20 protein-coding genes and 1 pseudogene are annotated in these 26,946 nt (G+C 73.5%); 7 read left to right on the forward strand and 14 right to left on the reverse strand.

Translation table 11 applies throughout. The features are described 5' to 3' along the window. The first annotated feature begins 19 nt into the window (after positions 1 to 19). A complete protein-coding gene (locus tag ACIA5F_RS00150; RefSeq protein WP_399347429.1) occupies positions 20 to 1,363 on the forward strand; it encodes a UDP-glucose dehydrogenase family protein in 1,344 nt (447 codons plus the stop codon). Between the two features lie 148 nt (positions 1,364 to 1,511). Here ACIA5F_RS00150 and ACIA5F_RS00155 read toward each other — a convergent pair whose 3' ends face one another. The 3 genes from ACIA5F_RS00155 to ACIA5F_RS00165 form a co-directional block, all read right to left on the reverse strand. Further along, the gene (locus tag ACIA5F_RS00155) at positions 1,512 to 2,705 is read right to left on the reverse strand and encodes a dipeptidase (RefSeq protein WP_399348138.1); all 1,194 of its coding nucleotides are present in this window, start codon (positions 2,703 to 2,705) and stop codon (positions 1,512 to 1,514) included. Between the two features lie 65 nt (positions 2,706 to 2,770). Next, the gene (purE, locus tag ACIA5F_RS00160; RefSeq protein ID WP_399347431.1) at positions 2,771 to 3,319 is read right to left on the reverse strand and encodes a 5-(carboxyamino)imidazole ribonucleotide mutase; all 549 of its coding nucleotides are present in this window, start codon (positions 3,317 to 3,319) and stop codon (positions 2,771 to 2,773) included. Next, positions 3,316 to 4,455 (reverse strand): 5-(carboxyamino)imidazole ribonucleotide synthase, encoded by a 1,140-nt coding sequence (locus ACIA5F_RS00165; protein WP_399347433.1) that lies wholly within the window; start codon positions 4,453 to 4,455, stop codon positions 3,316 to 3,318. The genes purE and ACIA5F_RS00165 overlap by 4 nt, the downstream gene beginning before the upstream one ends. 216 nt (positions 4,456 to 4,671) lie before the next feature. Between ACIA5F_RS00165 and ACIA5F_RS00170 the strand changes: the two genes are divergently transcribed. Then, positions 4,672 to 5,190 carry a GtrA family protein gene (locus ACIA5F_RS00170; protein ID WP_399347435.1) on the forward strand — a complete coding sequence of 173 codons (519 nt, stop codon included), beginning with the start codon at positions 4,672 to 4,674 and terminating at the stop codon, positions 5,188 to 5,190. Positions 5,191 to 5,427: 237 nt separating this feature from the next. Here the strand turns inward: ACIA5F_RS00170 and ACIA5F_RS00175 are convergent, their stop codons facing one another. Both ACIA5F_RS00175 and ACIA5F_RS00180 read right to left on the reverse strand, forming a co-directional pair. Further along, the gene (locus tag ACIA5F_RS00175; protein WP_399347437.1) at positions 5,428 to 6,693 is read right to left on the reverse strand and encodes an ATP-binding protein; all 1,266 of its coding nucleotides are present in this window, start codon (positions 6,691 to 6,693) and stop codon (positions 5,428 to 5,430) included. Positions 6,694 to 6,707: 14 nt separating this feature from the next. Continuing rightward, a complete protein-coding gene (locus ACIA5F_RS00180) occupies positions 6,708 to 7,385 on the reverse strand; it encodes a response regulator transcription factor (RefSeq protein WP_399347439.1) in 678 nt (225 codons plus the stop codon). A gap of 513 nt (positions 7,386 to 7,898) precedes the next feature. On the opposite strand from ACIA5F_RS00180, the gene ACIA5F_RS00185 reads away from it, so the two are divergent. Next, positions 7,899 to 9,416: a peptide MFS transporter gene (locus tag ACIA5F_RS00185; protein ID WP_399347441.1), complete on the forward strand. Its 1,518-nt coding sequence runs from the start codon at positions 7,899 to 7,901 to the stop codon at positions 9,414 to 9,416. Between the two features lie 103 nt (positions 9,417 to 9,519). Here the strand turns inward: ACIA5F_RS00185 and ACIA5F_RS00190 are convergent, their stop codons facing one another. The 6 genes from ACIA5F_RS00190 to hutU form a co-directional block, all read right to left on the reverse strand. Continuing rightward, positions 9,520 to 10,923: a hypothetical protein gene (locus ACIA5F_RS00190; protein WP_399347443.1), complete on the reverse strand. Its 1,404-nt coding sequence runs from the start codon at positions 10,921 to 10,923 to the stop codon at positions 9,520 to 9,522. Then, entirely contained in the window at positions 10,920 to 11,996 is a 1,077-nt protein-coding gene (locus ACIA5F_RS00195; protein ID WP_399347445.1) for a neocarzinostatin apoprotein domain-containing protein, read from the reverse strand. The genes ACIA5F_RS00190 and ACIA5F_RS00195 overlap by 4 nt, the downstream gene beginning before the upstream one ends. 136 nt (positions 11,997 to 12,132) lie before the next feature. Next, a complete protein-coding gene (hutI, locus tag ACIA5F_RS00200; protein ID WP_399347447.1) occupies positions 12,133 to 13,425 on the reverse strand; it encodes an imidazolonepropionase in 1,293 nt (430 codons plus the stop codon). A gap of 17 nt (positions 13,426 to 13,442) precedes the next feature. Continuing rightward, positions 13,443 to 14,786, reverse strand: a complete 1,344-nt coding sequence (locus tag ACIA5F_RS00205) for a formimidoylglutamate deiminase (RefSeq protein ID WP_399347449.1) — start codon at positions 14,784 to 14,786, stop codon at positions 13,443 to 13,445. A 185-nt stretch (positions 14,787 to 14,971) separates the two neighbouring features. Then, entirely contained in the window at positions 14,972 to 16,255 is a 1,284-nt protein-coding gene (locus ACIA5F_RS00210) for a Zn-dependent hydrolase (protein WP_399348140.1), read from the reverse strand. A gap of 104 nt (positions 16,256 to 16,359) precedes the next feature. Then, complete coding sequence (hutU, locus tag ACIA5F_RS00215) at positions 16,360 to 18,036, reverse strand: urocanate hydratase (RefSeq protein ID WP_399347451.1); 1,677 nt, start codon at positions 18,034 to 18,036, stop codon at positions 16,360 to 16,362. Between the two features lie 47 nt (positions 18,037 to 18,083). Here hutU and ACIA5F_RS00220 point away from each other — a divergent pair, with 47 nt between their 5' ends. Further along, entirely contained in the window at positions 18,084 to 19,568 is a 1,485-nt protein-coding gene (locus ACIA5F_RS00220) for a diaminopimelate decarboxylase (RefSeq protein ID WP_399347453.1), read from the forward strand. A 49-nt stretch (positions 19,569 to 19,617) separates the two neighbouring features. On the opposite strand, the gene ACIA5F_RS00225 is transcribed toward ACIA5F_RS00220, so the two are convergent. Beyond that, entirely contained in the window at positions 19,618 to 20,463 is an 846-nt protein-coding gene (locus ACIA5F_RS00225) for a MurR/RpiR family transcriptional regulator (protein WP_399347455.1), read from the reverse strand. A gap of 520 nt (positions 20,464 to 20,983) precedes the next feature. On the opposite strand from ACIA5F_RS00225, the gene ACIA5F_RS00230 reads away from it, so the two are divergent. After that, entirely contained in the window at positions 20,984 to 21,820 is an 837-nt protein-coding gene (locus tag ACIA5F_RS00230) for a hypothetical protein (protein WP_399347457.1), read from the forward strand. Positions 21,821 to 21,920: 100 nt separating this feature from the next. On the opposite strand, the pseudogene ACIA5F_RS00235 reads toward ACIA5F_RS00230, so the two are convergent. Then, positions 21,921 to 22,199: pseudogene (locus tag ACIA5F_RS00235) on the reverse strand (hypothetical protein); the annotation flags it as partial. A 568-nt stretch (positions 22,200 to 22,767) separates the two neighbouring features. Then, complete coding sequence (locus tag ACIA5F_RS00240) at positions 22,768 to 24,153, reverse strand: cystathionine beta-synthase (protein ID WP_399348142.1); 1,386 nt, start codon at positions 24,151 to 24,153, stop codon at positions 22,768 to 22,770. Between the two features lie 124 nt (positions 24,154 to 24,277). Here ACIA5F_RS00240 and ACIA5F_RS00245 point away from each other — a divergent pair, with 124 nt between their 5' ends. Beyond that, complete coding sequence (locus tag ACIA5F_RS00245; RefSeq protein ID WP_399347459.1) at positions 24,278 to 25,447, forward strand: SGNH/GDSL hydrolase family protein; 1,170 nt, start codon at positions 24,278 to 24,280, stop codon at positions 25,445 to 25,447. Between the two features lie 247 nt (positions 25,448 to 25,694). Next, positions 25,695 to 26,915 carry an acetyl-CoA C-acetyltransferase gene (locus ACIA5F_RS00250; protein ID WP_399347461.1) on the forward strand — a complete coding sequence of 407 codons (1,221 nt, stop codon included), beginning with the start codon at positions 25,695 to 25,697 and terminating at the stop codon, positions 26,913 to 26,915. Positions 26,916 to 26,946 lie beyond the last annotated feature (31 nt).

A 26,946-nucleotide genomic window follows, 5' to 3' on the forward strand; every position in this document is an offset into this window, starting at 1 on the left:
CCGTACCTCTGGAGCACACATGGCCCCCCTCAGGATCACCGTGATCGGCACCGGCTACCTCGGCGCCACGCACGCCGCGGCAATGGCCGAGCTGGGTTTCGAGGTGCTGGGGCTGGACGTGGTGCCCGAGAAGATCGAGCTGCTGGCGTCGGGCCGGGTGCCGATGTACGAACCCGGCCTGGAGGAGCTGCTGAGGGCGCACGTGGCCGGACTGCCCGGTTCCACGGGCCGGCTGCGGTTCACGACCTCCTGGGAGGAGGTCGGCGCCTTCGGCGACGTCCACTTCGTCTGCGTGAACACCCCGCAGAAGCACGGCGAGTACGCGTGCGACATGAGCTACGTCGACTCCGCCGTGGAGTCGCTCGCCCCCCACCTGACCCGGCCGGTGCTGGTCGTCGGCAAGTCCACGGTGCCGGTGGGCTCGGCGGAGCGGCTGGCGGCGCGCCTGGCGGAGCTGGCCCCGGCGGGCGCCGGGGTGGAGCTGGCCTGGAACCCGGAGTTCCTCCGCGAGGGCTTCGCCGTCCAGGACACCCTGCACCCGGACCGGATCGTGATCGGCGTCCGGGGCGGGCGCGGGGAGGCGCTGCTGCGCGAGGTGTACGGGAAGCCGATGGCGGAGGGGACCCCGATGGTCGTCACCGACTTCCCCACCGCCGAGCTGGTGAAGACGGCGGCCAACTCCTTCCTCGCCACCAAGATCTCCTTCATCAACGCCATGGCGGAGGTGTGCGAGGCGGCCGGCGGGGACGTGGCCAAGCTGGCGGAGGCCATCGGCCACGACGAGCGGATCGGCGCGAAGTTCCTGCGGGCCGGGATCGGCTTCGGCGGCGGCTGCCTGCCCAAGGACATCCGGGCCTTCATGGCCCGCGCCGGTGAGCTGGGCGCCGACCAGGCCCTGACCTTCCTGCGCGAGGTCGACTCCATCAACATGCGGCGCCGCGGCCACATGGTCGAACTCGCCCGGGAGGCGGTCGGCGGCTCCTTCCTCGGCAAGCGGGTCGCCGTGCTCGGCGCCACCTTCAAGCCGGACTCCGACGACGTCCGCGACTCGCCCGCGCTGAACGTGGCCGGGCAGATCCACCTCCAGGGCGGCCAGGTCACGGTCTACGACCCGAAGGGCATGGACAACGCCCGGCGCGTCTTCCCCACCCTGGGGTACGCGGACTCCGCGCTCGCGGCGGCCCGGGGCGCGGAGGTCGTCCTGCACCTCACCGAGTGGCGCGAGTTCCGTGACCTCGACCCGGCCGAGCTGGGCGCCGTCGTCACCGACCGGCTCGTCCTCGACGGCCGCAACGCCCTGGACCCGGCCCGCTGGCGCGCGGCCGGCTGGACCTACCGCGCGATGGGCCGCCCCCACGCGTAGCCCGTACGCCTCCCCGCGCGGCCCGGACGGGCGGCGCGGGCGGCAGGCGAGGTGGGTACGGGCCGGGCCCGGCTCCGCCCCACCGCCGCCGCGCCTCCCGGGGCTACCGGGGCTACCGGGGCTACCGGGGCTACCGGGGCTACCGGGGCTACCGGGCGGGGGTCAGTACCGCGTTGGACGGGGGCCGGGTCGCCGACAGGTCGCGGGCCACCGCTTCCGCGTCGCGCAGCACCCGTACCGCGTTGGTCCAGGTCAGCTTCGCCAGATCGGCCCGGGACCAGCCGCGGGTCAGCAGTTCCGCGACCAGGTGCGGGTAGCCCGCCACGTCGTCCAGGCCGGCCGGGGTGAAGGCCGTGCCGTCGTAGTCCCCGCCGATGCCGATGTGGTCCACCCCGGCGACCTCGCGCATGTGGTCCAGGTGGTCGGCGACCGTCGCGGCCGTGGCCACCGGGCGCGGGGTGCGCTCCTCGAAGGCCCGGTGCAGGGCCATCGCCGCGGGCGAGGTGTCCAGGTGGTGGAAACCGTGCGCCCGCAGGTTCTCGTCCGCCGCCCGGGTCCAGCCGACCGCGGCCGGGAGGATGAACTTCGGGACGAAGGTGGCCATGGCCACCCCGCCGTTGCCCGGCAGCAGCGCCAGGACGTCGTCCGGGATGTTGCGCGGGTGGTCGCAGACGGCCCGCGCGGAGGAGTGCGAGAAGATCACCGGCGCCGCCGAGACGGCGATCGCGTCACGCATCGTCGTCGCGGCCACGTGCGAGAGGTCGACCAGCATGCCGACGCGGTTCATCTCGCGCACGACCTCGCGGCCGAAGTCGGTGAGGCCGCCGTGGCGGGGCTCGTCGGTCGCCGAGTCCGCCCAGTCGATCGTGTCGTTGTGGGTGAGGGTCATGTACCGCACGCCCAGCAGGTGCAGGGCGCGCAGGGTGGCGAGCGAGTTGTCGATGGAGTGGCCGCCCTCGGCGCCCATCAGCGAGGCGATCCGGCCGTCCGCGCGGGCCGCCTCCATGTCGTCCGCGGTCAGGGCCCGGACCAGGTCGCCGGGGTAGCGGTCGATCAGCTGGGCGACGGCGTCGATCTGTTCCAGGGTGGCGCTGACCGCGTGGTCCCCGGCGTAGTCGGAGCGGACGTAGACGGACCAGAACTGCGCGCCGACGCCGCCGGCGCGCAGCCGGGGGATGTCGGTGTGCAGGTGGCCGGACTGGTCGCCCGCGATGTCGCGGCGGGCGAGGTCGTAGCGGACCTGCTCGCGCAGGGCCCACGGCAGGTCGTTGTGGCCGTCGACGACCGGGTGCTCGGCGAGCAGCGCGCGCGCCTCGGCCAGCCGCCCGGCCGCGTCCGGCACGTCCGGCGCGTCCACGGTGGTCACCGCGTCCGCCGTGGTCACCACACCCGTGGTGTCCGCCGCGCTCACTGGGCGAACCCGAAGGACTCCGTGCCCGCCGCCTTCGCGCGCAGCCGGCGGCCCTTCTCGGTGGCCTGGTCGTTCAGCTCCTGCTGGAACTCCCGCATCCGGCCCAGCAGCTCCGGGTCGTGCGCGGCCAGCATCCGTACGGCCAGCAGCCCCGCGTTGCGCGCCCCGGCGACCGAGACGGTGGCGACGGGAACTCCGGCGGGCATCTGGACGATCGACAGCAGCGAGTCCATGCCGTCGAGGTACTTCAGCGGCACCGGGACCCCGATGACCGGCAGCGGGGTGACCGAGGCGAGCATGCCGGGCAGGTGGGCGGCTCCGCCCGCGCCCGCGATGACCGCCTTCAGCCCGCGCCCGGCGGCCTGCTCGCCGTACGCGATCATCTCGCGCGGCATCCGGTGCGCGGAGACGACGTCGACCTCGTAGGGGACGTCGAACTCGTCCAGGGCCTGGGCGGCGGCCTCCATGACGGGCCAGTCCGAGTCGGAGCCCATGACGATGCCTACGACGGGAGGGCGGGAGGAACCCGCGGGGGCGGTGCTCATTCGGTGATCGTCCCTCGGAGGTAGCCGGCGGCGTGACGGGCGCGCTCCAGCACGTCGTCCAGGTCGTCGCCGTAGGTGTTGACGTGGCCGACCTTGCGGCCGTGCTTCACGTCCTTGCCGTACATGTGGATCTTCAGCTGCGGGTCGTGGGCCATGCAGTGCAGGTAGGCCGCGTACATGTCGGGGTACTCGCCGCCCAGCACGTTCGCCATGACCGTCCAGCGGGCGCGCGGGCGCGGGTCGCCCAACGGGAGGTCCAGGACCGCGCGGACGTGGTTGGCGAACTGGGAGGTGACGGCGCCGTCCTGGGTCCAGTGGCCGCTGTTGTGCGGGCGCATCGCCAGCTCGTTGACGAGAATCCGCCCGTCGGGGGTCTCGAACAGTTCCACGGCCAGGTGGCCGGTGACGCCGAGCTCGTGGGCGATGCGCAGGGCGAGGGCCTGGGCCTCGCCCGCCAGCGCCTCGGAGAGGCCGGGGGCGGGGGCGATCACCGTGTCGCAGACCCCGTCCACCTGGACCGACTCCACGACGGGGTAGGCCACCGCCTGGCCGTGCGGGGAGCGGACGATGTTGGCCGCGAGTTCGCGGACGTACTCGACCTTCTCCTCCGCGAGGACGGGGACGCCCGCCCTGAAGGGGGCCTGCGCGTCCTCGGGGGTGCGCACGAACCACACGCCCTTGCCGTCGTACCCGCCGCGCACGGTCTTGAGGATGACCGGGAACCCGCCCACCTCCCGCGCGAAGGCCGCCACGTCCTGCGGATCGCTCACGATCCGGTGGCGGGGGCTGGGCGCGCCGATCTCGTCGAGCCTGGCGCGCATCACCCCCTTGTCCTGGGCGTGCACCAACGCGTCGGGCCCCGGCCGGACGGGGATGCCGTCCGACTCCAGGGCCCGGAGGTGTTCGGTGGGGACGTGCTCGTGATCGAAGGTGATCACGTCGCAGCCGCGCGCGAAGGCGCGCAGTGTCTCCAGGTCGCGGTAGTCGCCGATGACGACGTCGCTCACGACCTGGGCCGCCGAGTCCTGCGGTGTGTCACTGAGGAGCTTGAATCTGATGCCGAGGGGGATGCCCGCCTCGTGGGTCATGCGGGCGAGCTGTCCGCCGCCGACCATGCCGACTACCGGGAACGTCACGGCCCCAGGGTATCCGGCGGTATCCCGCCACCCGGACATGGCCCTGGCCGGTACCGGCCCGCCCCCGTTGGCCGGTATGCGGCACGGGGCCGCCGGGAAGCGGACGGGGCGGCGGGGTGACACTTAACATGGCCCGGTTGACGAAATGAAGACCGAAGAACGCCAGACGCCCAGACGCCCCATGCCGGGCGGCGACCGACAGGGACGAACCATCACATGAGCACGCCGAAGAACGGATCTGTCCTCGCACGCGTACGCGGTCTCGCCCGGGAGGTCGTCAAGTTCGGGGCGGTCGGCGGGCTGGGCGTGCTGGTCAACCTGGGTGTCTTCAACCTGATCCGCAGCACGACCGACCTCCAGGTCGTGCGCGCGAGCGTCATAGCCACCGTCGTGGCCATCGCCACGAACTACGTCGGCTTCCGCTACTTCACCTACCGGGACCGCGTCCAGAGCAAGCGCAGCCGTGAGCTGACGCTCTTCGCCGCCTTCAGCGGGATCGGCCTGATCATCGAGAACGGCGTGCTGTACACGGCGACCTACGGCCTGGACTGGGACGGTCCGCTCGCGAGCAACTTCTTCAAGTTCCTCGGCATCGGCATCGCCACCGTCTTCCGTTTCTGGTCCTACCGCACCTGGGTGTTCCAGGCCCTGCCGACGCCCGCCGCGAACTCGCTGGTCGTGGAGCAGCGTGACGGCCAGAGCCCCGCGCGCGCGCCCGAGCCCGCGCAGAAGTAAGAAGAAGCAAGCAGAAGGCGGAAGGCAGGAGCGACCCGGACCGCGCCCGCGCGGGTCGCGGCGCCGACAGGGCTAGTGCTGTGACCGGAAAGGTTCACCGGCCCTCGACGCCCGGCACGGCGCCTCGCCGCGTTGTCGGACCACGCAAGTACGTCCAGTACAAGCCGTGACCCTCCGCCTTGCGATCCACCGCACCGGACGCCGCGGGCCTACCGGCAAACCTTTCCGGTCACAGCACTAGCGGACCGTCTTCTGTTGTTCCGTCGGGGCCGGGGCCGTGCGGCTGAGGAAGAGCGCGAAGACCGGCGGGTAGGCCTGGAGCAGTTCCAGCCGTCCGCCGTCCGCCTCCGCGAGGTCACGGGCGACGGCCAGGCCGATGCCGGTCGAGTTGCGGCCGCTGATGGCCCGCTCGAAGATCCGGTTGCCGAGGTCCGCGGGGACCCCGGGCCCCTCGTCGGTGACCTCCAGCACCGCCTGGTTGCCCGTCACGCGGGTCCGCAGCGCGACCGTGCCGCCGCCGTGCATCAGCGCGTTCTCCACCAGGGTCGCCAGGACCTGCGAGACCGCGCCCGGGGTGCCCACGGCCCGCATGCCCTGCTTGCCGGAGCGGACGATGGCCCGGCCCGCGCTGCGGTACGCCGGGCGCCACTCCTCCAGTTGCTGCTTGACGACCTCGTCCAGGTCGAAGGGGACCGCCGAGCCCGTCCTGGGGTCCCGTGAGTTGGTCAGCAGCCGCTCCACCACGTCCGTGAGCCGCTCCACCTGGGTGAGGGCGATCGTCGCCTCCTCCCGTACGGTCGCCAGGTCCTCGGTGACGGTGATCTCCTCCAGCCGCATCGACAGGGCCGTGAGCGGGGTCCGCAGCTGGTGCGAGGCGTCCGCGGCGAGGCGCCGCTCGGCGGTCAGCATGCGGCCGATCCGCTCCGCGCTGGCGTCCAGCACGTCCGCGACCCGGTCCAGCTCGGGGACCCCGTACCGCTTGTGGCGGGGCCGGGGGTCGCCGGAGCCGAGGCGTTCGGCGGTCTCGGCGAGGTCGGTGAGCGGGGAGGTCAGCCGGTTCGCCTGCCGGACGGCGAGCAGGACGGCCGCCACGACGGCCAGCAGGGCCACCGCGCCGACCACGGACAGGGTCCGCACGACCTCCTGGGTCACCGACGCGCGGGACTGTTCGACGACGACGACCTCGCCCTGTTCACCGCGGGCGGTGCCCCGGATGACGCTGTCGGTGATCTGCCTGCCCACCTCGACGGTCGGCTGCCCGGGGATGGTGACCCGGGCGTACCTGCCGACGACGAGCTGTTCGCCGAGGGTGACGGGGGAGACGGACTTCCGTTCCAGGGCGTTCGCCTCGACGATGGCCATCAGCCGCAGCGCCTCGGACTCGATCCGGTCCTGGGCGCTGCTGGTGATGGTCCGGGTCTCCACGATGACCAGGGAGATCCCGAAGACGGCGATGACGACGAGCACCACGGCGAGTGTGGAGTTGATCAGTCGGCGGCGCATGGCTCAGCGGGTACTCAGCTCTTCTCGAAGCGGAAGCCGACGCCGCGGACGGTGGCGATGTAGCGGGGGTTGGCGGCGTCGTCGCCCAGTTTCTTGCGCAGCCAGGAGATGTGCATGTCGAGGGTCTTGGTCGAGGACCACCAGGTGGTGTCCCAGACCTCGCGCATCAGCTGGTCGCGGGTGACGACCCGGCCGGCGTCCCGGACCAGGACCCGCAGCAGGTCGAACTCCTTGGCCGTGAGCTGGAGCTCCTCCTCCCCCATCCAGGCGCGGTGCGACTCGACGTCGATCCGGACGCCGTGGGTGGCGGGGGGCTGGCTGGTCTCGGCGGCGCCGCGCCGCAGCAGGGCGCGGACCCGGGCCAGCAGTTCGGCGAGGCGGAAGGGCTTGGTCACGTAGTCGTCGGCGCCCGCGTCCAGGCCGACGACGGTGTCGACCTCGTCCGCGCGGGCGGTGAGCACCAGGATCGGGAAGCCGTGGCCCTCGGCACGCAGCCGGCGGGCGACCTCCAGGCCGTCCATCCCCGGTAGTCCCAGGTCCAGGACGACGAGGTCGACGCCGCCCTGCAGTCCCGCGTCCAGGGCGGTGGGGCCGTCCTCCCGGACCTCGACTTCGTACCCCTCCCGGCGCAGGGCGCGGGCCAGGGGCTCCGAGATGGATGCGTCGTCCTCGGCGAGCAGTACACGCGTCATGTGGGTGATGGTAGTCCGCGCCGGGTCAAAGCAGGGGCGTGCCGGGACACCCCTCTCCATCCGGGTCAGGGGGTGGTTCACACCTTCGAATGGGCCCGAACGGTTCCCTCCCCCCTTGTGATCCATATCTCAAGTCCATTCATATCGGGCACTGTCGTGTCGTATGGTGGCGAGACGCCTGATGCAGTACCAGGGGACCTTTATGCGGAAAAGATCGCCAAGGGTCTCCGTTATCTCTGTTCCAGCCTGTTTCGGTACCCCTCCCGGATGTGACGCGAGGGGCCGACCGGACCGGCCGGGACGACAGTGAATGACCTGTGGGCCGGGCCCCGCGCGCGATGGAGCGTGGCGGGGCGTGGATCTCGGTGACGACCTGTCCCCCCGCCTCCGTCACACCGGAGACGAAGATCCCCCGGGCGTGGGATCGGGGCACTCGTCGCCGGTGCCGGCCACCCCCCACCGGGCGCTGCACAGCTCAAGAAGCCGAGCGTCCCGAGCAAGCAAGGATCGACCATGGCTTCCAGCCTGACGAAGGGATCGGCGGACCCGTCCGCCGAGCAGACCTTCTTCGGCCACCCCCGTGGCCTGGCCACTCTGTTCATGACCGAGATGTGGGAGCGCTTCTCCTACTACGGCATGCGCGCCCTCCTCGTCCTGTACCTGGTCTCCGGCGGAACCGAGGCCGCGACCGGGACGCAGGGCGGCGGCCTCGGCTTCACGATGGCCACGGCCACGGCGATCTACTCCGTGTACGTCGCGATGGTCTACCTCATGGCGATGCCCGGCGGCTGGTTCGGCGACCGGGTCTGGGGCGCCCGCAAGACGGTCGCGATCGCCGGTGGTGTGATCATGGCCGGTCACGTGTCGCTGGCCGTTCCCGGCCAGGCGATGTTCTTCCTGGGCCTGGCCCTGGTGGCGGCCGGTTCCGGTCTGCTGAAGGCCAACATCTCGACGATGGTCGGCCACCTCTACGACGGCCCGGACGACCCGCGCCGTGACGGTGGCTTCACGATCTTCTACATCGGCATCAACCTCGGTGCCTTCATCGCGCCCCTCGCCGTCGGCACGGTCGGCGAGAAGGTCAACTGGCACCTCGGCTTCCTGCTGGCCGCGGCCGGCATGGGCCTGGGCCTGCTCCAGTTCCTGATCGGCACGAAGACCCTGAGCCCGCGCAGCAGCCTGGTCCCGAACCCGCTGTCGCAGCAGGAGCGCAAGGCCGTCGTCCTCAAGGCCGCGGGCACCGTCGCCGTCGTCGCCGCGTTCTACGGTGTCGTGGTCGCCCTGGGCGCCTACACCCTGAACTGGGCGCTGGTCCCGATCACCCTGGCCGGTCTGATCATCCCGGTCGCCGTCCTGGTCCGCATCAAGCGCGACAAGGACCTGTCGGCGCCCGAGCAGTCGAAGATGACCGCGTACATCTGGTTCTTCGTCGCCGCCGCCGTCTTCTGGATGATCTACGACCAGGGTGGTTCGACCCTGTCGCTGTTCGGCTCCGGAAAGACCTCCGGCACCATCTTCGGCCTGGGCTTCCCGGCCACCTGGTTCCAGTCGCTGAACCCGCTGTTCGTGATGTCGCTGGCGCCGGTCTTCGCCTGGCTGTGGGTCTGGCTGGCCCGCAAGAACCAGGAGCCGAACACCATCGTGAAGTTCGCGATGGGTCTGGTCCTGATCGGCGGCTCCTTCTTCGTCTTCATCGTCCCGATGAACATGGCGGGCGACGGCACCAAGGTCTCCCCGATGTGGCTGGTCTCGATCTACATGATCCAGACCATCGGTGAGCTGTGCCTCTCCCCGGTCGGCCTCTCCCTCACGACGAAGATGGCCCCGCAGAAGTACGCCTCGCAGATGATGGGTGTCTGGTTCCTCGCGGTCACCGCGGGCGACTGCACCACCGGGCTGCTCTCGATCGCCGGGGTCAACCTCAACGGCACCGGGGTGATCGCCTTCGAGGCGTCGGCCGCGGTCCTGGCGGGCTTCGCGATCTACTCGTACCGCAAGAAGGTCCAGTCGCTGATGGGCAACGTGCACTGACGTACCCCGCCCCGCGCACGCGACGACAGCCGGCCCGGCGCCCCCAGAGGGGTGCCGGGCCGGCCGCGTTCCCCTGAGGGGCGGGGCCGCCGGGGACGGGCGCCTACCGCTGCCGGCGGGGGCCGCGCAGGCGCCGCCACGGGGTGAGGGCGAAGACCGCGGCGCCGAGCAGGAGGACCGTGGCGGCGGCCAGCGCCAGGGCGGCGATGCCGTCGTCCCGCGCGCCCGTCTCGGCCAGTCCGCCGCCGGAGGCGGCCCCGCCCGTGGCCGTACCGCCGGAGGCCGTACCGCCGGAGGCGGCCCCCGCCGTGGACGGCGAGCCGGAGCCGCCCGGCTGGGCGGCGGTGTCCAGCTCCAGCGAGACGCCGCTGCTCTTCGCCGTGCAGGGGACGCCGATCGGCGGGGAGCCGGGGGCCAGCGTGACGTCGATCGTCAGCCGGTCCGGGGTGAGCGTCACCTTGCCGGTCGCGCCGGGCCGGTAGGTGCCGGTCATGTCGCTGAGGCTGACCGGGGCCTTGTCGGGGATCGGTTCCGCGTTGGCCGGGCCCACCACCTTGACCGTGCCGCTGTCGGCGCCGCCGAGCCTGATCTCCATCGAGGGCTTGAGGGCCCCCGCCGGCAGGGCCATCGGGCTCGCCATCGCGCCCTTGGCCGTCCTGACGGTCAGGTCGTAGCCGCCGCCGTTCCTCTTCGCGCCGACCGTGACCGGGGTCCTGATGCCCCCGGGGACGGTCGGACCGCAGTCGTAGGCGACCTCGACGGGCTTGCCCGGGAAGTCGCTCCGGCCGTCGGCGCCGCCCGTGGTGGCACCCGTCGTACCGCCCGTGGCCGCAGCGTCGCCCGTCGTCCCGCCCGTCGTGCCGCCCGTCGTGCCGCCGGAGGACGTGGCGCCCGCGGCGGTGACCTTGACGGTGGCGGCGACACCCACCGGCCCCTGGGGCGCGCACGTGGTGACGAAGCCGCTGAAGTCCACCTCGTACCGGCCCGGGGTGAGGGTGCCCTCCCCGGCCTTGGTCAGCTTGACCTTGCCCTTCATGTCGGACAGGACCATGGGGGCCTTCTTCGGGACGGGCGGGTTCTTCCGCTCCCCCTCCAGCCTCACCTCCCCGCCGAGGGCGCCGCCCAGCGTCACGTACCCGGTGGGTTTGACGGTGTCCTTGCCCAGGTCCATCAGGTCGGTGTTGTCCGAGGCCGCCCGGACGGTCTTCCAGACCACCTCGGCCTCGTCACCGGCCCGCGCGGTGGCCGGTGCCGTGACCGAGACGGTGACCGTGCCCACGACCGGGCCTCCCCCGCCCGCGGGCGGCACGCACCGCACCGTGTACGAGAGGCCGGCGGACACGGCGGCGGGGGCGGGAACGGCGGCAGCGGCGTACGGGGCAGCGAGGTGCGGGGCAGCGGCGGGCGCGGCGACGGCCGCCCGGGCGGGGCCCGCCACCGGGAGGATGCCCGCTCCGCCGAACAGCAGCACGGCCGTGGCCGCGCCCACTCTCCGTTGGGTCTTCACGAGGGTCCCTTCGTCGTCGGACGGTTCTCGGACGGTGCGGGCGTCCGTGGTGGTCGTACCGGCCCCGGCGCGGTGTCCGGGACGGACCACGGCGAGGCCGCCGTGGTGGCGTGGGGGCCGGTCCGGGAGGCGTCCCCCGGACCGTCGGGGCGGTGCGGTGGCGCGGCGCGCGGGCGGACCCGGTCGACGAGCGCCATGCCCGTGCGGAAGGCCGCGACCGGGACGACCAGCAGGAGCAGGCACCGGAAGAGCAGCACCCCGTACGGGCGGTCCACGTCCCAGGACCCGGTGGCCACGACCGCCGCGCCGTGGGTGAGGGAGAGCCGGTACGCGCCGTGGGCGCCCGCGGCGAGGGCGACGGGCAGGGCGAGGTCGGCCCGGCCGCCCGGCGCGATCGTGCCCTTCCAGGGGGTCTCCTCCCACGACGGGGCGAACACGCCGTGGGCGGTGGCGAGCCGGAAGACCGGGTCGGTGACCGGGACGGGCCCGAGGTTGGCGACGGTGACCCGCAGCGTCCGGGCGGGCGGGGCGCCGAACCGGGTCAGCACCCCGTCGCCGCCCGTGAGGCGGACCCCGGTGAGCGCCGCGAGGCGGGGCGTGCCGGAGGGGGCGGGCGGCGCGGCCACCGGATGGCCGGGGATCGTGAGCGGGACGGTGACGGTGGACCGGTCGCCGTCGACGGAGGTGGCGCCGACGACGCAGGGGCAGGGCTCGGGCGGCGCGGCCACGGACAGCCGGGCGGTGAAGCGCCCGCCGTCGGCGACCGTGACCACGGCTCCGGCGGCGTTGGCGCAGCCGCTGGTGCCGCCGGCCATGTTCTGCCCGCAGACCAGCAGCGCCACCGTCGTACGGGCCCGCCAGCCGGTGCCGGTGACGGTGATCCCGGTGCCGGGGGCGGCCTCCTGGAGGGAGAGCGCCACGGCGGGCCGGGGCTCCTCGGCGGCGGCCCGGACAGCGGCCTGTGTGGCGGCCTGGGCGGGGGCCGCCGCCGGCACGGGGAGGGCGGCGCAGAGCACGGCGGAGAACACCACGGCCGCGGCCCGGACCGCCGTGCGACGTTTCCGGTCGGACACCTTCGGCTCCCCTCGGCTCCCCCTCGGACCACACCTGCCTGACGGGGCGTCAGATCGGTGGCTCAAGGTACGCCCGGGGCCTTGCGGAGGGAAGACGAGGGACCGCCCGGATCGGCGGCGCGCGGGCCGCCCCCGGTCAGACCACGCGCACGCCCCGCTGCCAGACGGCGGAGACCAGCGGGACGCCGGGCCGGTAGGCGAGGTGGACGTGGCTGGGCGCGTCGAGGAGGGCCAGGTCGGCGCGGGCGCCGGGGGTGACCGTACCGATGTCGGTGCGGCGCAGGGCGCGGGCGCCGCCCGCGGTGGCCGACCACAGGGCCTCGTCGGGGGTCATCCCCATGTCGCGGACGGCGAGGGCGATGCAGAACGGCATCGAGCTGGTGTAGGAGGAGCCGGGGTTGCAGTCGGTCGAGAGCGCCACGGTGGCGCCCGCGCCGAGCAGCCGCCGGGCGTCGGGCCACCGGGCGCGGGTGGAGAACTCGGCGCCGGGAAGCAGGGTGGCGACGGTGGTGGCCGAGGCCTGGCCGAGGGCGTCGACGTCGGCGTCGGTGAGGTGGGTGCAGTGGTCGGCGGAGGCGGCTTCGAGCTCGACGGCGAGCCGCACGCCGGGGCCGTGGCCGAGCTGGTTGGCGTGGACGCGCGGGACGAGCCCGGCGGCGGCGCCCGCGGTGAGGACCGCCCGGGCCTGGTCCCCGTCGAAGGCGCCGCGCTCGCAGAAGACGTCGATCCAGCGGGCGTACGGGGCGCAGGCGGCCAGCATCTCGCCGGTGACGAGGTCCACGTACTCCGCGGCCCCGTCCGGCCGGCCGGCGTAGTCGGGGGGCACGATGTGCGCGCCGAGGTAGGTGACCTCCTCGGTGTGCGCGGCGGCGATGCGCAGGGCGCGGGCCTCGTCGGCGACGGTGAGGCCGTAGCCGGACTTGGTCTCGAAGGTGGTGGTGCCCTGGCGGCGGGCCTCGGCGAGGTGGCGCACCAGGTTGGCTTCGAGCGCGGCGTCGGTGGCGGCGCGGGTGGCGGCGACGGTGGTGCGGATGCCGCCGGCGGAGTAGCCGCGCCCGGACATCCGGGCGTTGAACTCGGCGGTGCGGTCGCCCGCGAAGACCAGGTGCGAGTGGGAGTCGACGAAGCCCGGGACCACGGCCCGGCCGTCCGCGTCGAAGGCGTTGTCGGTGGCGGGTGCTTTGCTGGAGGGACCGACCCAGGCGATGCGGTCGCCGTCGATGACGATCGCCGCGTCCTGGATCAGTCCGAGGGGGGAACCGTCACCGAGGGAGGGGTCGTTGGTGACCAGGGCGGCGATGCGGGTGATGAGTGTGGTGCCGGTGGCGCCGGTGGCGCGTGGCAGGTCCGGGGCGCTCAGGGTGCTCGGGGCGGTGGTGTGCGGGGTGCTCGGGGTGTTCGGGGTGTTCATGAGGTGCGGGGTGTCCATGGTGTGCGGGGGCTCCTTCAGCCTCGTACGGCCGCGATCGAGGCGGCGAGGGCGGCGGGGACGTCCGGGACCAGGGTGTGGGCCCCGTCCCGTACGAGGTGCCGGCCGCCCACCACCGTGTGGCGCACGTCGGCCGCGGAGGCGGCGAATACGGCCGTCTCGGCGCCGAGCCGGGGCGGCGGGCCCGCGGTCCTGACGGAGTCCAGGGCGATCGTGGTGAAGTCCGCGAGCGCGCCCGGCTCCAGGCGGCCCGCGTCGGGCAGCCCGAGGGCCGCGTGGCCGTCCGCGGTGGCGGCGCTCAGCAGGGCGTTCGCGGTCCAGTGGCCCCGGGTGCGGCTGCGCAGGCGCTCGTCCAGCTCCATCGCGCGGGCCTCTTCGAGCAGGTCGATCACGGCGTGGCTGTCGCTGCCGAGGGAGAGCGGGCTGCCCGCGCGCTGGAGCCCCGCGGCCGGGCCGATGCCGTCGGCGAGGTCGCGTTCGGTGGTGGGGCACATGCAGGTGCCGGTGGCCGAGGAGCCGATCAGGGCGATGTCCGCGTCGGTGAGGTGCGTGTGGTGGACGCCGGTGGTGCGCGGGCCGAGCACCCCGTGGTCGGCGAGGAGCTGGGCCGGGGTGCGGCCGTGGGCAGCCTGGCAGGCGTCGTTCTCGGCGGTCTGCTCGGAGAGGTGGACGTGCAGGGGGGCCCGGTGCTCCTCGGCCCAGCGGGCCACCGTGGCGAGCTGTCCGGCGGGCACGGCGCGCACCGAGTGGACGGCGGCGCCGATCAGGGCGTGCGCGCGGGGCTTGAGGGCGCTCGCGCGCTCCGCCCAGGCGTCGGCGGTGCCGTCGGAGAAGCGCAGCTGGTGGGCGTCGAGGGGCTTCCCCCGGCGCGCGTCGAGGATGCCGGACGCGAGATAGGCGGTGTCGAGCAGGGTGATGCGGATGCCGGCCGCGGCGGCGGCCTCGATCAGGGCCTCGCCCATGGCGTTCGGGTCGGCGTAGGGCGTGCCGCCGGGGGCGTGGTGGAGGTAGTGGAACTCGCCGACGTTGGTGATGCCGGCCAGGGCCATCTCGGCGTACACCGCGCGGGCGAGCGCGAAGTAGGTGTCGGGGGTGAGCTTGTGGGCCACGCCGTACATGATCTCGCGCCAGGTCCAGAAGGTCCCGGAGCCGACCTGGACGGTGGAGCGCAGTGCGCGGTGGAAGGCGTGGCTGTGGGCGTTGGCCAGGCCCGGCAGGGTGAGGCCGCGCAGGGGTTCCGCGCCGGGCGGGGGCGCGGTGACCTGGGTGCGCAGGGCGGCGATCCGGCCGTCCCCGGCGACCTCCAGGACCACCCCCGGCTCGACGTGGGTGCCGAGCCAGGCGTGCTCCAGCCAGTACACGGTGCGCGGCGGCCCGGCGGCCGGTGCCGGGGCAACCTGAGCCGCCTGAGCCGCCCGGCCCGCCGGGCGGGGCCGGTCCGGCCCCGGCTGCGGCTGCGGCTGGTCCGGCTCCGTGGGCTGCCCCGGCTCCGGCCGCCGCCCGGCGGGTTCCGTCGGCTCTGTCGGCTCTGTCGTCCTGTGCGCGGTCAGCGGCACGCGAGACCTTCCAGTACGTCGGCGAGGGCGAGGACACCGGCCACGCAGTCGTCCTCGGCGGCGAACTCCCGGGGCGAGTGGGAGACGCCGGTGGGGTTGCGCACGAACAGCATCGCGGTCGGGACGGCGGCGGAGAGGATTCCGGCGTCGTGTCCCGCCCCGGTGCCCAGGACGGGGACGGAGCCGCCCAGGATGCGGTCGAGTTCGTCCCGCAGGGCGTGCGCGAACTCGACCACGGGGGTGAAGGACTCCCGGACGACGTCGAGGTCGACGCCGTCGCGCGCCGCCCGCTCGCGCGCCGCCTTCTCCACGGCGGTGACGACGGCGTCCAGGGTGGCCTGGTCGGCGGCGCGGGAGTCGAGCCAGCCGCGCACGAGGGAGGGGATGGCGTTGACCCCGTTGGGCTCGACCGCGACCTTCCCGAAGGTGGCGACGGCCCCGGCGAGGGCCGCCTCGGCACGGGCCGCGAGGACGGTCGCCGCGTACGTGAGCATCGGGTCGCGGCGGTCGGCGAGGCGGGTGGTCCCGGCGTGGTTGGCCTCGCCCCGGAAGTCGAAGCGCCAGCGGCCGTGCGGCCAGATCGCGGAGGCGATGCCGACGGCGGCCCCGGCCGCGCCGGAGCCGTTCGCGCCGTTCGCGCCGTTCGCGCCGCCCGCGCCGCCCGCGCCGCCCGCGCCGCCCGCGGGCCAGGTGTCCAGGGCCCGGCCCTGCTCCACGTGCAGCTCGACGAAGGCGCCGATCCGGGCGAGCCGGTCGGGGTCGGGCCCGATGACCTCGGGGTCGTACCCGGCGGCCTCCATGGCCCGGGGCAGCGTGATCCCGTCGGCGTCGCGCAGCTGGTACGCCTTCTCCCTGGTCAGCTGCCCGGCGGCGAGCCGGGAGCCGACGCAGGCGAGGCCGAAGCGGGCGCCCTCCTCGTCACCGAAGTTGGTGATGGCCAGCGGCCGGGTGAACTCGGCGCCGCGTCCGCGCAGTTCGTCCAGGGCCGCGAAGGCGGAGACCACGCCGAGGGGGCCGTCGAAGGCCCCGCCGTCGGGCACGGAGTCCAGGTGCGAGCCGGTGACCACGGCCTGGCCGGCCGCGGCGTCCCGGTACGTGCGTGCGCCGAGCCAGGCCCACTGGTTGCCGTTGCGGTCGGTCTCGTACGCCAGGCCGCGCGCCTCGGCCTGCTCCTGGAACCAGGTCCGGCAGTCGGCGTCGGCCCCGGTCCAGGCGTACCGGCGGTACCCGCCGGAGGCCGCGTCGCGCCCGATGGGCGCCAGCTCGGCCCACATGGCGTGGAACGAGGAACCGGTCACCGGGACCGCGGGACCACCGCTTGCCGCCGGGCCACCGGCATCGGGGGCCGCGGGACCGCCGGGGGTCCCGGGGGGCGGGGTCACGCGTCGCCCTCGCGCATCGGGACGCGCACGCCGCGCTCGTCCGCCACCGACCCGGCGCTGTCGTAGCCCGCGTCGACGTGGCGGATGACGCCCATGCCCGGGTCGTTGGTCAGGACGCGGCGGATCTTCTCCCCGGCCAGCGGGGTCCCGTCGGCCACCGTGACCTGGCCCGCGTGGATCGAGCGGCCCATGCCGACGCCGCCGCCGTGGTGGATCGAGACCCAGGAGGCGCCGGAGGCGACGTTGACCATGGCGTTGAGGAGCGGCCAGTCGGCGATGGCGTCGGAGCCGTCGAGCATGGCCTCGGTCTCGCGGTACGGGGAGGCCACCGAGCCGCAGTCGAGGTGGTCGCGGCCGATGACCACGGGCGCGGCCAGCTCGCCGGAGGCGACCATGTCGTTGAAGCGCTCACCGGCCCGGTCGCGCTCGCCGTAGCCGAGCCAGCAGATCCGCGCGGGCAGGCCCTGGAAGCGGACCCGCTCGCCCGCCATCTTGATCCAGCGGTGCAGGGACTCGTTCTGAGCGGACTCGGAGGCCGGGAAGAGGTCCAGGATCGCCTTGTCGGTCTTGTGGATGTCGGACGCCTCGCCGGAGAGCGCGGCCCAGCGGAAGGGGCCCTTGCCCTCGCAGAACAGCGGCCGGATGTAGGCGGGGACGAAGCCGGGGAAGGCGAAGGCGCGGTCGTAGCCGGCGAGCTTGGCCTCGCCGCGGATGGAGTTGCCGTAGTCGAAGACCTCGGCGCCCGCGTCCATGAAGCCGACCATGGCCTCCACGTGCCGGGCCATGGATGCGCGGGCGCGCGCGGTGAAGCCCGCCGGGTCCTTGGCCGCCCGGTCCGCCATGTCCTCGAAGGCGATGCCGGACGGGAGGTAGGCGAGCGGGTCGTGCGCGGAGGTCTGGTCGGTGACGATGTCGACGGGCGCGCCCTCGGCCAGCATCTGCGGCAGCAGGTCGGCGGCGTTGCCGAGCAGGCCGATGGAGAGCGGGCGGCGCGCGGCGCGCGCCTCGACGGCGAGCCGGAACGCGTGCTCCACGCTGTCGGCCCGCACGTCCAGGTAGCGGTGCTCGATCCGGCGCTCGATGGCGCGCGGGTCCACGTCGATGCAGATCGCGACGCCGTCGTTCATCGTCACGGCCAGCGGCTGGGCGCCGCCCATGCCGCCGAGACCGGCGGTCAGGGTGATGGTGCCGGCGAGCGTGCCGCCGAACCTCTTGGCCGCCACCGCCGCGAAGGTCTCGTAGGTGCCCTGGAGGATGCCCTGGGTGCCGATGTAGATCCACGAACCGGCCGTCATCTGCCCGTACATGGTGAGGCCGAGGGACTCCAGGCGGCGGAACTCCTCCCAGTTGGCCCAGTCGCCGACCAGGTTGGAGTTGGCGAGCAGGACGCGCGGGGCCCACTCGTGGGTCTGCATCACGCCGACCGGGCGGCCGGACTGGACGAGCATCGTCTCGTCCTGCTTGAGCGTGCGCAGGGTGCGCACCATCGCGTCGTACGAGCGCCAGTCGCGGGCGGCCTTGCCGGTGCCGCCGTAGACGACCAGCCGGTCGGGGTGTTCGGCGACCTCGGGGTCGAGGTTGTTCTGGAGCATCCGCAGCGCGGCCTCCTGCTGCCATCCCAGGGTGCTGAGTGCGGTACCGCGCGAGGCCCGTACGGGGCGAGGTCCTGACATGGCTGTGCCTCCTCCGATGGTGGTCAATCCATTCACATCCTTGCCTCATGAATAGATTCAGTCAACAGCTGCGGGCGGCCCCCTCGGATGATGGGATGGCGGGCATGGCCGCCCCGACGCCCCCGCACCCGACCCGGCACCCGACCCCGCGCCTGCCCCCGTACCCGCCCGCCGCCCGGCGGGACCTGGCCGTACGGGCCGTCGCCGCGCAGGGCCTGCTGGACCGGACGGACTCCGCGCAGCCGCTGGTCTGCCTGCTGGACGTGGACGGCATCCGCGCCTCCGCCGCCGCCCTGACCGGCGCCTTCGCGACCGCGCTCCCGCCGGGCACCCCCGTCCTGCACGCCTTCGCGGTCAAGGCCGCCCCGCTCGTCCCGGTGCTGCGGCTGCTCGCCGACGCCGGGCTCGGCTGCGAGGTGGCCGGCCCCGGCGAACTGGCCCTGGCCCGCGCGGCCGGGGTGGCCCCCGGGCGGACCGTCCTGGACTCCCCCGCCAAGACCGTTGCCGAGCTGCGCGAGGCCCTCGCCCTCGGGGTCGCCGTCAACGCCGACAGCCGCCAGGAGCTGGCCCGCCTCGACACCCTCGTCACCGCCGCACCCGGAAGCCACGGCCCGCCCGGGGGGCACGCCGCACCCGGGAGCCACGGCCCGCTCGGGGTCCGGGTCAACCCGCAGACCGGCGCGGGCACGATCGACGCGCTCTCCACCGCCACCGCGACCTCGAAGTTCGGGATCGCCCTGCGCGACCCGGGCGCGCGCGAGTGGCTCGTCCGGGCCTTCCTGGACCGCCCCTGGCTGACCCGCCTGCACGTCCACTCGGGCTCCCAGGGCGTCCCGCTCTCCCTGATCGCGCACGGCGTACGGGAGGTGCACGCCCTGGCCGAGGAGATCAACGCGGCGGCCGGGCGCCGCCAGGTCGACACCCTCGACATCGGCGGCGGCCTGCCCGTCAACTTCGCCTCGGACGCGCCCGTCCCGACCTGGACGCAGTACGTGTCGGCCCTGCGCGAGGCCGCCCCCGGCGCCTTCGACGGCTCCTACGGCCTGGTCACGGAGTTCGGCCGGTCCCTGCTGGCCAAGCACGGGCTGGTCGTCTCGCGGGTGGAGTACACCAAGACCACCGGCGCCCGCCCCGTCGCCGTCACCCACGCCGGGGTCCAGCTGGCCACCCGCACCGTGTACGCCCCGGCCGCCTGGCCGCTGCGCGTCCTGGCGTACGACGCCCTGGGCGAGCCGAAGAGCGGGCCGCCGCTCGCCCAGGACATCGCGGGCCCGGCCTGCTTCGCGGGCGATCTGCTGGCCACCGCCCGGGAGCTGCCGGAGCTGGTCCCGGGCGACCTGATCGCCGTCCCGGACACGGGCGCGTACTTCTTCACCGCCCACTACGGCTACAACAGCCTGCCCCGCCCGGCGGTCCACGGCTTCACCCTCACCCCGGCGGGCGAGGTCCGCTTCGCCCTGGCCCGCCCGGCGCAGGACCTCGCCTCCCTGGTCACGGAGTCCGGCGGCGCCTTCCGCGACGCCCTGCTCTGACGCCTCGCGCCGAGGAGCACCCGCCCGCCACTCCCCGTCCCCTACTCCGCTACTCCACGAAGAGGCCGTGCGCCGCCGCCCGCGCGTCGAACGCCTCCAGCCGGGCCTGCGCGTCCGGCAGCGCGTCCGCCATCGCCTCCAGCAGGACCCGGCCCAGCAGCATCGGCGCGCAGGCCGTGTCGAAGGCCAGCCCGGTGCCGACCGGAGCCGGGATCAGCAGGTCCGAGTGGTGGGCCACCGGGGCGAAGGCCGAGTCGGCGACCGTCACCACGGTCAGCCCGGCCCGGCGCGAGCGCTCCAGCGTGTCCACGACCTCCCGGGGATGGCGGGGCAGCGCGAAGCAGAGCAGCGCCGAGGCCCCGGCGGCCACGGCCGCGTCGATCCGGTCCTCCAGCATCGAGCCGCCCTCGTCGAGCAGGCGCACGTCCGGATGCACCTTGGCGGCGAAGTACGCGAAGCCGCGCGCCTGCGAGGACGCCGCCCGCAGCCCGAGCACCAGCAGCGGCGTGGACCCGGCCAGCAGCCGCCCGGCCTCCTGGACCGGCGCCGGGTCGGCCAGCACGGCCGCCAGCCGCCGCAGGTTCTCGATCTCGCCCCGCACGGCCTGCTGGTACTCGTTGTACGAGTCCTCGTGCCCGGCGCCGTCCGCCGACCCGGCGGGGGCCACCTCGCGCAGGTGCCGGCGGAGCGCCGGGTACCCGTCGAAGCCCAGGGCCACCGCGAACCGGGTCACCGACGGCTGGCTCACCCCGGCCAGCTCGGCCAGCTCCACACTCGACAGGAACGGCACCTCCGCCGCCCCGCGCACCATGCAGTGCGCGATCCGCCGCTGGGTCGGCGTCAGCCGGTGCCCCTCGAACAGCTTCTGCAGCCGCGCTGCCGGGCCGTCGCTCATCCCGTCCCCTCCGTCCCGTCCGTACCTGAACCATTCAGTCACACAGCACTCTGCATGCGCTTATGCAGCACGGCAAGCCGCGCCCCGCCCCACGGGCGGCTGAGAGCCCCCGCTACGCGAGACCAGGTGAGGCGTTCGGGGCTCGATCGCCTTGGGTATCCCGGTGAGTGTGGAGATCCGACTCCGCCTCTCAATCTCCATGTCCTTGATCAATGGCGGTGTCATTCCCGTACAGATGGCGACTGAACAGTCCGCAGGGCGGCAAAGGCTGCGACCTCCTGCCCTATACATTCCTCGAACAGCAACTGACCGGTGAACACTGGATTGTCGTGGAACAGCACTGGGTGAAACCATGGCGGCCACCAACGCGGCGGGGTCATCTCTCCGGCACGCACCATCCGCACCCCGATGTATGCGAACGGATACGGCCACCAACGCGCTTACCCCCACCTCCTCACGAAGAGGCGCCTGCCATGATTGCCAGGACACCGGGCACCAGTGCAAGGACAGGTGAGTAACGTTGAGCAAGTTCTTGGCAACCGCCGCCCGGTGGGCGGCACCCACCGTGGTCCTCGCCCAAGTCTGTCTCGTATGGACCGGCGTGTTCAGCCTGGGCGAAGCTGTCGCGGTGGGGCTGCTCCTCGAACTCCTGCTGGCCGGGATCGTCATCACTGAAATCGCCCTGGCCAGGCGGGCTTTCCGCACATCCAAGAGCCAGGGAGCCGATGGGCAAGAGGCTCTCAACCAGGCGCTGTCCGCCGTGTTACCCGCACTCGTCGCCAAAGCGATGGCGATGGAGTTCGGACTCTTCCGTGCACTTTGGCGCTGGATCCTTCGGAAACCGGACGCACCTGAAGGACATCAGATCCTGAGCTACGGCTCCGAAATCAAGCCAATCATGTGGGTGATGGTCTTCCTTGTGCCACTGGAGATCCTCGCCGTCGAACTGCTGATCCCTTGGACGGTGGCGCGCATCGCCCTGCTCGTGCTCTCCGTGTACGGGACGGTATGGGTGCTCGGATTCATCGCGGCGCTCTCCATCCGTCCTCACACGGTCGGCGACGGCGAAATCGTCCTGCGCTTCGCACACTTCACTCAGATCGCCATTCCGCTGGAACTCATCGAATCGGTTCACTCGTCCCGGCACAGCGGCTACCGCAGGGCGGTCAACATCGGCGATGGGGTGCTGGCGATGCCGATCGGCGACTCCACCACCCTCAGCATCAAGCTGCGCGAGCCCTACTCGGTGGCGCCCAAGCCCGGGAAGCCGACGCAAAAGGTGCGAGAGGTGCGCTTCACCGCGGACAACACCCGCGAAGCCATCCGCATACTCACAGCGAACATCTCCGGGAGCTGAACCGTTCCGGTGGCGATTTCGGTGGCGCCGGCCACGATCAGCGGCCCGCGCCACGTCTTGCAGCCTTCCGGCGCCTGAAACCGGTCCCAGGCCCGACGGACTACGTCGTCGGTGTCTGGGAGCGCTGCGGGCCGCACCGAAGAGCAGGCGTCCTGGAGCGAGCCGTAGAGCACACCGAAGACGTCCAACGCACCGGTGCCACCCTCGCCCAGGCCCTCCAGGAGTCCCGGGGTCGCAAGGGATGGAGCACGGCGCCGCAGCCTCGGCAAGCGGAGATCAGGTACCTCCGATGCCGGACGCAGGCGAACGCCCAGGCCAGGCGCCATTTCAGCAGCCAACGGCCGCCACTCCCGCGCAGGCACGGCGGGCAGAGCTTGGAGCGGCGGCGCCAGTCTCAACGCCGTGAACCGGGGGAACGGGCGGGGGTACGGGCACCCCGGCCGCAGGGCCGGTCCGGCGCGCCCGGCTCCCGGCTCCCGGCTCCCGGCTCCCGGCTCCCGGCTCCCGGCAGGAGGTGGGCCCGGGACACGAGTGTGCGCGGGAACCGCCGCACCCCCGGTTTCCCGGGAGGCGGGACGACGGCGGTCCCCGCGAAGGACACGGGGCGGGTCAGGGCCGTCCGTATCCGTGGCGTCCACGCGGTCCGGGAGCCGCTCCGGAGCCGCGCAACACCGTTCGGTGGCATCGGCCGGGGCCGGTCTCCCGGGCCCCGCCGACACCCCCTACTGTGCCGCAGCCGTGTTAAGCCGGTGCTGCCGTCACATGTCGGGCCCGTGCCGTTCGCACGACGGGAACGACATGACGGACCCGGCACGACGGGAACAGGGCGACGGGAACGGTACGACGGCGCGCGCGGGCACCCGGGCCGGGGCGCCACCCCGCCCCCTCAGGCGCCCCGCAAGCCCCACAGGCCCCGCCAGCCCCGCCAGCCCCGCCAGCCCCGTCGGCTACTTCGCGTTGCGGGCCAGGAACGCCAGCAGGTCCTGGCGGCTCACCACACCGGTCGGCTTGCCCTCGACCAGCACGATCGCCGCGTCCGCCGTGCCGAGCACCGTCATCAGCTCGGAGACCGGCTCGCCCGAGCCGACCTGCGGCAGCGGCGCGCTCATGTGCTTCTCCAGCGGGTCGGACAGCGAGGCCCGCTGCGCGAACAGCGCCGCCAGCAGCTCCTTCTCGACCACCGAGCCGATGACCTCGGCCGCCATCACGTCCGGGTGACCGGCGCCCGGCTTGACGATCGGCATCTGCGAGACGCCGTACTCGCGCAGGACCTCGATCGCCTCGCCCACCGTCTCCTCGGGGTGCATGTGGACGAGGGACGGGATGCCGCCCTCCTTGTCGGCCAGCACCTGGCCGATGCGCGCGGCGGGGCCGGCCTCCTCCAGGAAGCCGTGCCCGGCCATCCACTCGTCGCTGAAGATCTTGCTGAGGTAGCCGCGTCCGCTGTCCGGCAGCAGGACGACGACCACGTCGTCCGGGCCCAGGCTCTCGGCGGCGCGCAGCGCGGCCACCACCGCCATGCCGCAGGAACCGCCGACGAGCAGCCCCTCCTCCTTCGCCAGCCGGCGGGTCATCTGGAAGGAGTCCTTGTCGGACACCGCGATGATCTCGTCCGTCACGTTGCTGTCGTAGGCGGTCGGCCAGAAGTCCTCGCCGACGCCCTCGACGAGGTACGGACGGCCCGAGCCGCCGGAGTAGACCGAGCCCTCGGGGTCGGCGCCGATGATCCTGACCTTGCCGCCGGACGCCTCCTTCAGGTACCCGCCGGTGCCGGAGATCGTGCCGCCCGTGCCGACACCGGCCACGAAGTGGGTGATCCGGCCGTCCGTCTGCTCCCACAGCTCGGGGCCGGTGGTCTCGTAGTGCGAACGGGGGTTGTTCGGGTTGCTGTACTGGTCGGGCTTCCAGGCGCCGGGCGTCTCGCGCACGAGGCGGTCGGAGACGTTGTAGTACGAGTCCGGGTGCTCGGGGTCGACGGCGGTCGGGCAGACCACGACCTCGGCGCCGTACGCGCGCATCACGTTGATCTTGTCCAGGGACACCTTGTCAGGGCAGACGAAGATGCACTTGTAGCCCTTCTGCTGGGCCACGATGGCGAGTCCTACACCCGTGTTGCCGCTGGTCGGCTCCACGATGGTGCCGCCGGGCCGGAGGGCTCCGCTCTGCTCGGCGGCCTCGATCATCCGTACGGCGATCCGGTCCTTCACCGATCCGCCGGGATTGAAGTACTCGACCTTCGCGAGGACGGTGGCCCGCAGACCTTCGGTCACACGGTTGAGCTTCACCAGCGGGGTGTTGCCGACGAGGCTGATCATCGAGTCGTGGAATTGCACCATGTTCTCCAAGGAGGGGACTCCACGGGTTCTCCGGGAGGTCCGGCCAGAGTATGCGGAAAGGGGATTGGCCGACCGTACGTACGGGGCAGGAAGGTCAACAGAGCGAAGGAGGTGGCTGAGGGTGTCCAGGGCGAGAACGGCCCGCCGGATCGCGGCGGGGGCAGCGTACGGCGGGGGCGGACTCGGGCTGGTCGGGGTCGCCACCGTGGGACTGGTACTGGCCGAGGTGCAGTTCGCCAAGCGGACGGTGGGCACCGGCCTGCCCGATCCGCCGCGCGCGGACGGGCTGTACGGGAGCGAGTTCGCCGGACCCGCGCCGGGCCCGGCGCCGCTGCGGCTGGGCATGCTGGGCGACTCCACGGCGGCCGGACTCGGCGTGCGGCGCGCCCGGCAGACCCCGGCCGCCCTGCTGGCCTCCGGACTGGCGGCGGTGGCCGAGCGCCCGGTGGAGCTGCGCAACGTGGCCCTGTCGGGGGCCATGTCCGACGACCTGGACCGGCAGGCGGGGCTGCTGCTCGACGGTGACGCGGCGCCGCCGGACGTCTGCGTGATCATGATCGGCGCCAACGACGTGACCCACCGGATGCCACCGACCCAGTCGGTGCGGCTGCTGACCTCGGCCGTCCGCAGGCTGCGGCTGGCCGGCGCGGAGGTCGTCGTCGGCACCTGCCCCGACCTGGGCACGATCGAGCCGGTCTACCAGCCGCTGCGCTGGATGGCCCGCCGGGTCTCGCGCCAGCTCGCCGCCGCCCAGACGATAGGAGTGGTCGCGCTGGGCGCCCGTACGGTCTCCATGGGCGACCTGCTGGGCCCCGAGTTCGCCGCCAACCCCCGCGAGATGTTCGGCCCGGACTCCTACCACCCGTCGGCGGAGGGGTACGCGACCGCCGCCATGGCCGTGCTGCCGACCCTGTGCGCGTCGCTCGGCCTGTGGCCCGGGTCGGACCGGCTGGACGTGTCCCGCAACGAGGACATGATGCCGGTGGCCAAGGCGGCCTCGGCGGCGGCCGGCCAGGCGGGCACCGAGGTCACCGGCGCGCGCGGCCCCTGGGCCCTGCTCAAGTACCGCCGCCGCAGGCGGGTCCCGGGCGAGGAACTCCCCGCAGCCGGCGCCGGGAACGAGAACGGCGACGGCAACGGCAACGAGAGCGGGAACGGAGACAGCACCGGGGACAGCACCGGGGACAGCACCGGCACCGGCACCGGCGACGGCGCCGGGACCCGGCCGCAGGAGGCGGGCGGGACGGAGGCCACGGCCTCCGGCAGCAGCCGCCTCTCCGGCCCGGCCTGACCCCGGCCCGGCCGGACGGGCGCCCCGGCGCGGAGAACGGCGCGACCCGGAAACGGCACGGGAACGGCACGGCGGGCCGGACCCCCCGCACCGGCCCTCCCCGCACCCCGCGGAGCGACCGGCATCACACGCCCGGGCCGGTGACCGGAACGGTACGGGCCGGTAACTTCGCTTCCGGTCCCGGCACGACGACCGCCGGGGGCCCGCAGCCCACCGCAGCCGCAGCAACGCACCCTCTGGAGTCCCGATGCCCGAAGCCGTCATCGTTTCCACCGCCCGCTCGCCGATCGGGCGCGCCTTCAAGGGGTCCCTCAAGGACGTCCGTCCGGACGACCTGACGGCCACGGTCATCCAGGCCGCCCTCGCCAAGGTCCCGGGGCTGGACCCGCGCGAGATCGACGACCTGATGCTCGGCTGCGGCCTCCCCGGCGGCGAGCAGGGCCACAACCTCGGCCGGATCGTCGCCGTGCAGATGGGCATGGACCACCTGCCGGGCTGCACGATCACCCGTTACTGCTCCTCCTCCCTGCAGACCTCCCGGATGGCCCTGCACGCCATCAGGGCGGGCGAGGGCGACGTCTTCATCTCGGCGGGCGTCGAGATGGTCTCCCGCTCCGTGAAGGGCTCCTCCGACGGCCAGCCCGACACCCACAACCCGTTCTTCGCCGACGCGGAGTCCCGTACGGCCGAGGTCGCCCTGAGCACCGGCGCCTCCTGGCACGACCCGCGCGAGGACGGGCTCGTCCCCGACGCCTACATCGCGATGGGCCAGACCGCCGAGAACCTGGCCCGCCTCAAAGGCGTGACCCGCCAGGACATGGACGAGTTCGGCGTCCGCTCGCAGAACCTCGCGGAGAAGGCCGTCGAGAACGGCTTCTGGGCCCGCGAGATCACCCCCGTCACCACCCCGGACGGCACCGTGGTCAGCAAGGACGACGGCCCGCGCGCCGGGGTCACCCTGGAGGGCGTGCAGGGCCTCAAGCCGGTCTTCCGCCCCGACGGCCTGATCACGGCCGGCAACTGCTGTCCGCTGAACGACGGCGCCGCGGCGGTGGTCATCATGAGCGACACCAAGGCGCGGGAGCTGGGCCTGACCCCGCTGGCCCGGATCGTCTCCACCGGCGTCACCGGGCTCTCCCCCGAGATCATGGGCCTGGGCCCGGTCGAGGCGTCCCGGCAGGCCCTCAGGCGGGCCGGTCTGACCATCGGCGACATCGACCTGGTCGAGATCAACGAGGCGTTCGCCGCCCAGGTGATCCCCTCGTACCGCGACCTGGGCGTGGACCTGGACAAGCTGAACGTCAACGGCGGCGCCATCGCCGTCGGCCACCCCTTCGGCATGACCGGCGCCCGGATCACCGGCACCCTGATCAACAGCCTCCAGTTCCACGACAAGCAGTTCGGCCTCGAAACCATGTGCGTGGGCGGCGGGCAGGGCATGGCCATGGTCATCGAGCGGCTGAGCTGAGCCGCAGCGGAGGGTGGGGGTCGTCCCGAGG

Source organism: Streptomyces sp. NPDC051567 (genome assembly GCF_044454165.1).
Taxonomy (GTDB): Bacteria; Actinomycetota; Actinomycetes; order Streptomycetales; family Streptomycetaceae; genus Streptomyces.

Coding starts and splice junctions, on each gene's coding strand:
- purE (WP_399347431.1), bottom strand. CDS start 3,319: ATGAGCACCGCCCCCGCGGGTTCCTCCCGCCCTCCCGTCGTAGGCATC.
- ACIA5F_RS00185 (WP_399347441.1), top strand. CDS start 7,899: ATGGCTTCCAGCCTGACGAAGGGATCGGCGGACCCGTCCGCCGAGCAG.
- ACIA5F_RS00210 (WP_399348140.1), bottom strand. CDS start 16,255: ATGTGGGCCGAGCTGGCGCCCATCGGGCGCGACGCGGCCTCCGGCGGG.
- ACIA5F_RS00150 (WP_399347429.1), top strand. CDS start 20: ATGGCCCCCCTCAGGATCACCGTGATCGGCACCGGCTACCTCGGCGCC.
- ACIA5F_RS00180 (WP_399347439.1), bottom strand. CDS start 7,385: ATGACGCGTGTACTGCTCGCCGAGGACGACGCATCCATCTCGGAGCCC.
- ACIA5F_RS00250 (WP_399347461.1), top strand. CDS start 25,695: ATGCCCGAAGCCGTCATCGTTTCCACCGCCCGCTCGCCGATCGGGCGC.
- ACIA5F_RS00170 (WP_399347435.1), top strand. CDS start 4,672: ATGAGCACGCCGAAGAACGGATCTGTCCTCGCACGCGTACGCGGTCTC.
- ACIA5F_RS00225 (WP_399347455.1), bottom strand. CDS start 20,463: ATGAGCGACGGCCCGGCAGCGCGGCTGCAGAAGCTGTTCGAGGGGCAC.
- ACIA5F_RS00220 (WP_399347453.1), top strand. CDS start 18,084: ATGAATAGATTCAGTCAACAGCTGCGGGCGGCCCCCTCGGATGATGGG.
- ACIA5F_RS00175 (WP_399347437.1), bottom strand. CDS start 6,693: ATGCGCCGCCGACTGATCAACTCCACACTCGCCGTGGTGCTCGTCGTC.
- hutI (WP_399347447.1), bottom strand. CDS start 13,425: ATGGACACCCCGCACCTCATGAACACCCCGAACACCCCGAGCACCCCG.
- hutU (WP_399347451.1), bottom strand. CDS start 18,036: ATGTCAGGACCTCGCCCCGTACGGGCCTCGCGCGGTACCGCACTCAGC.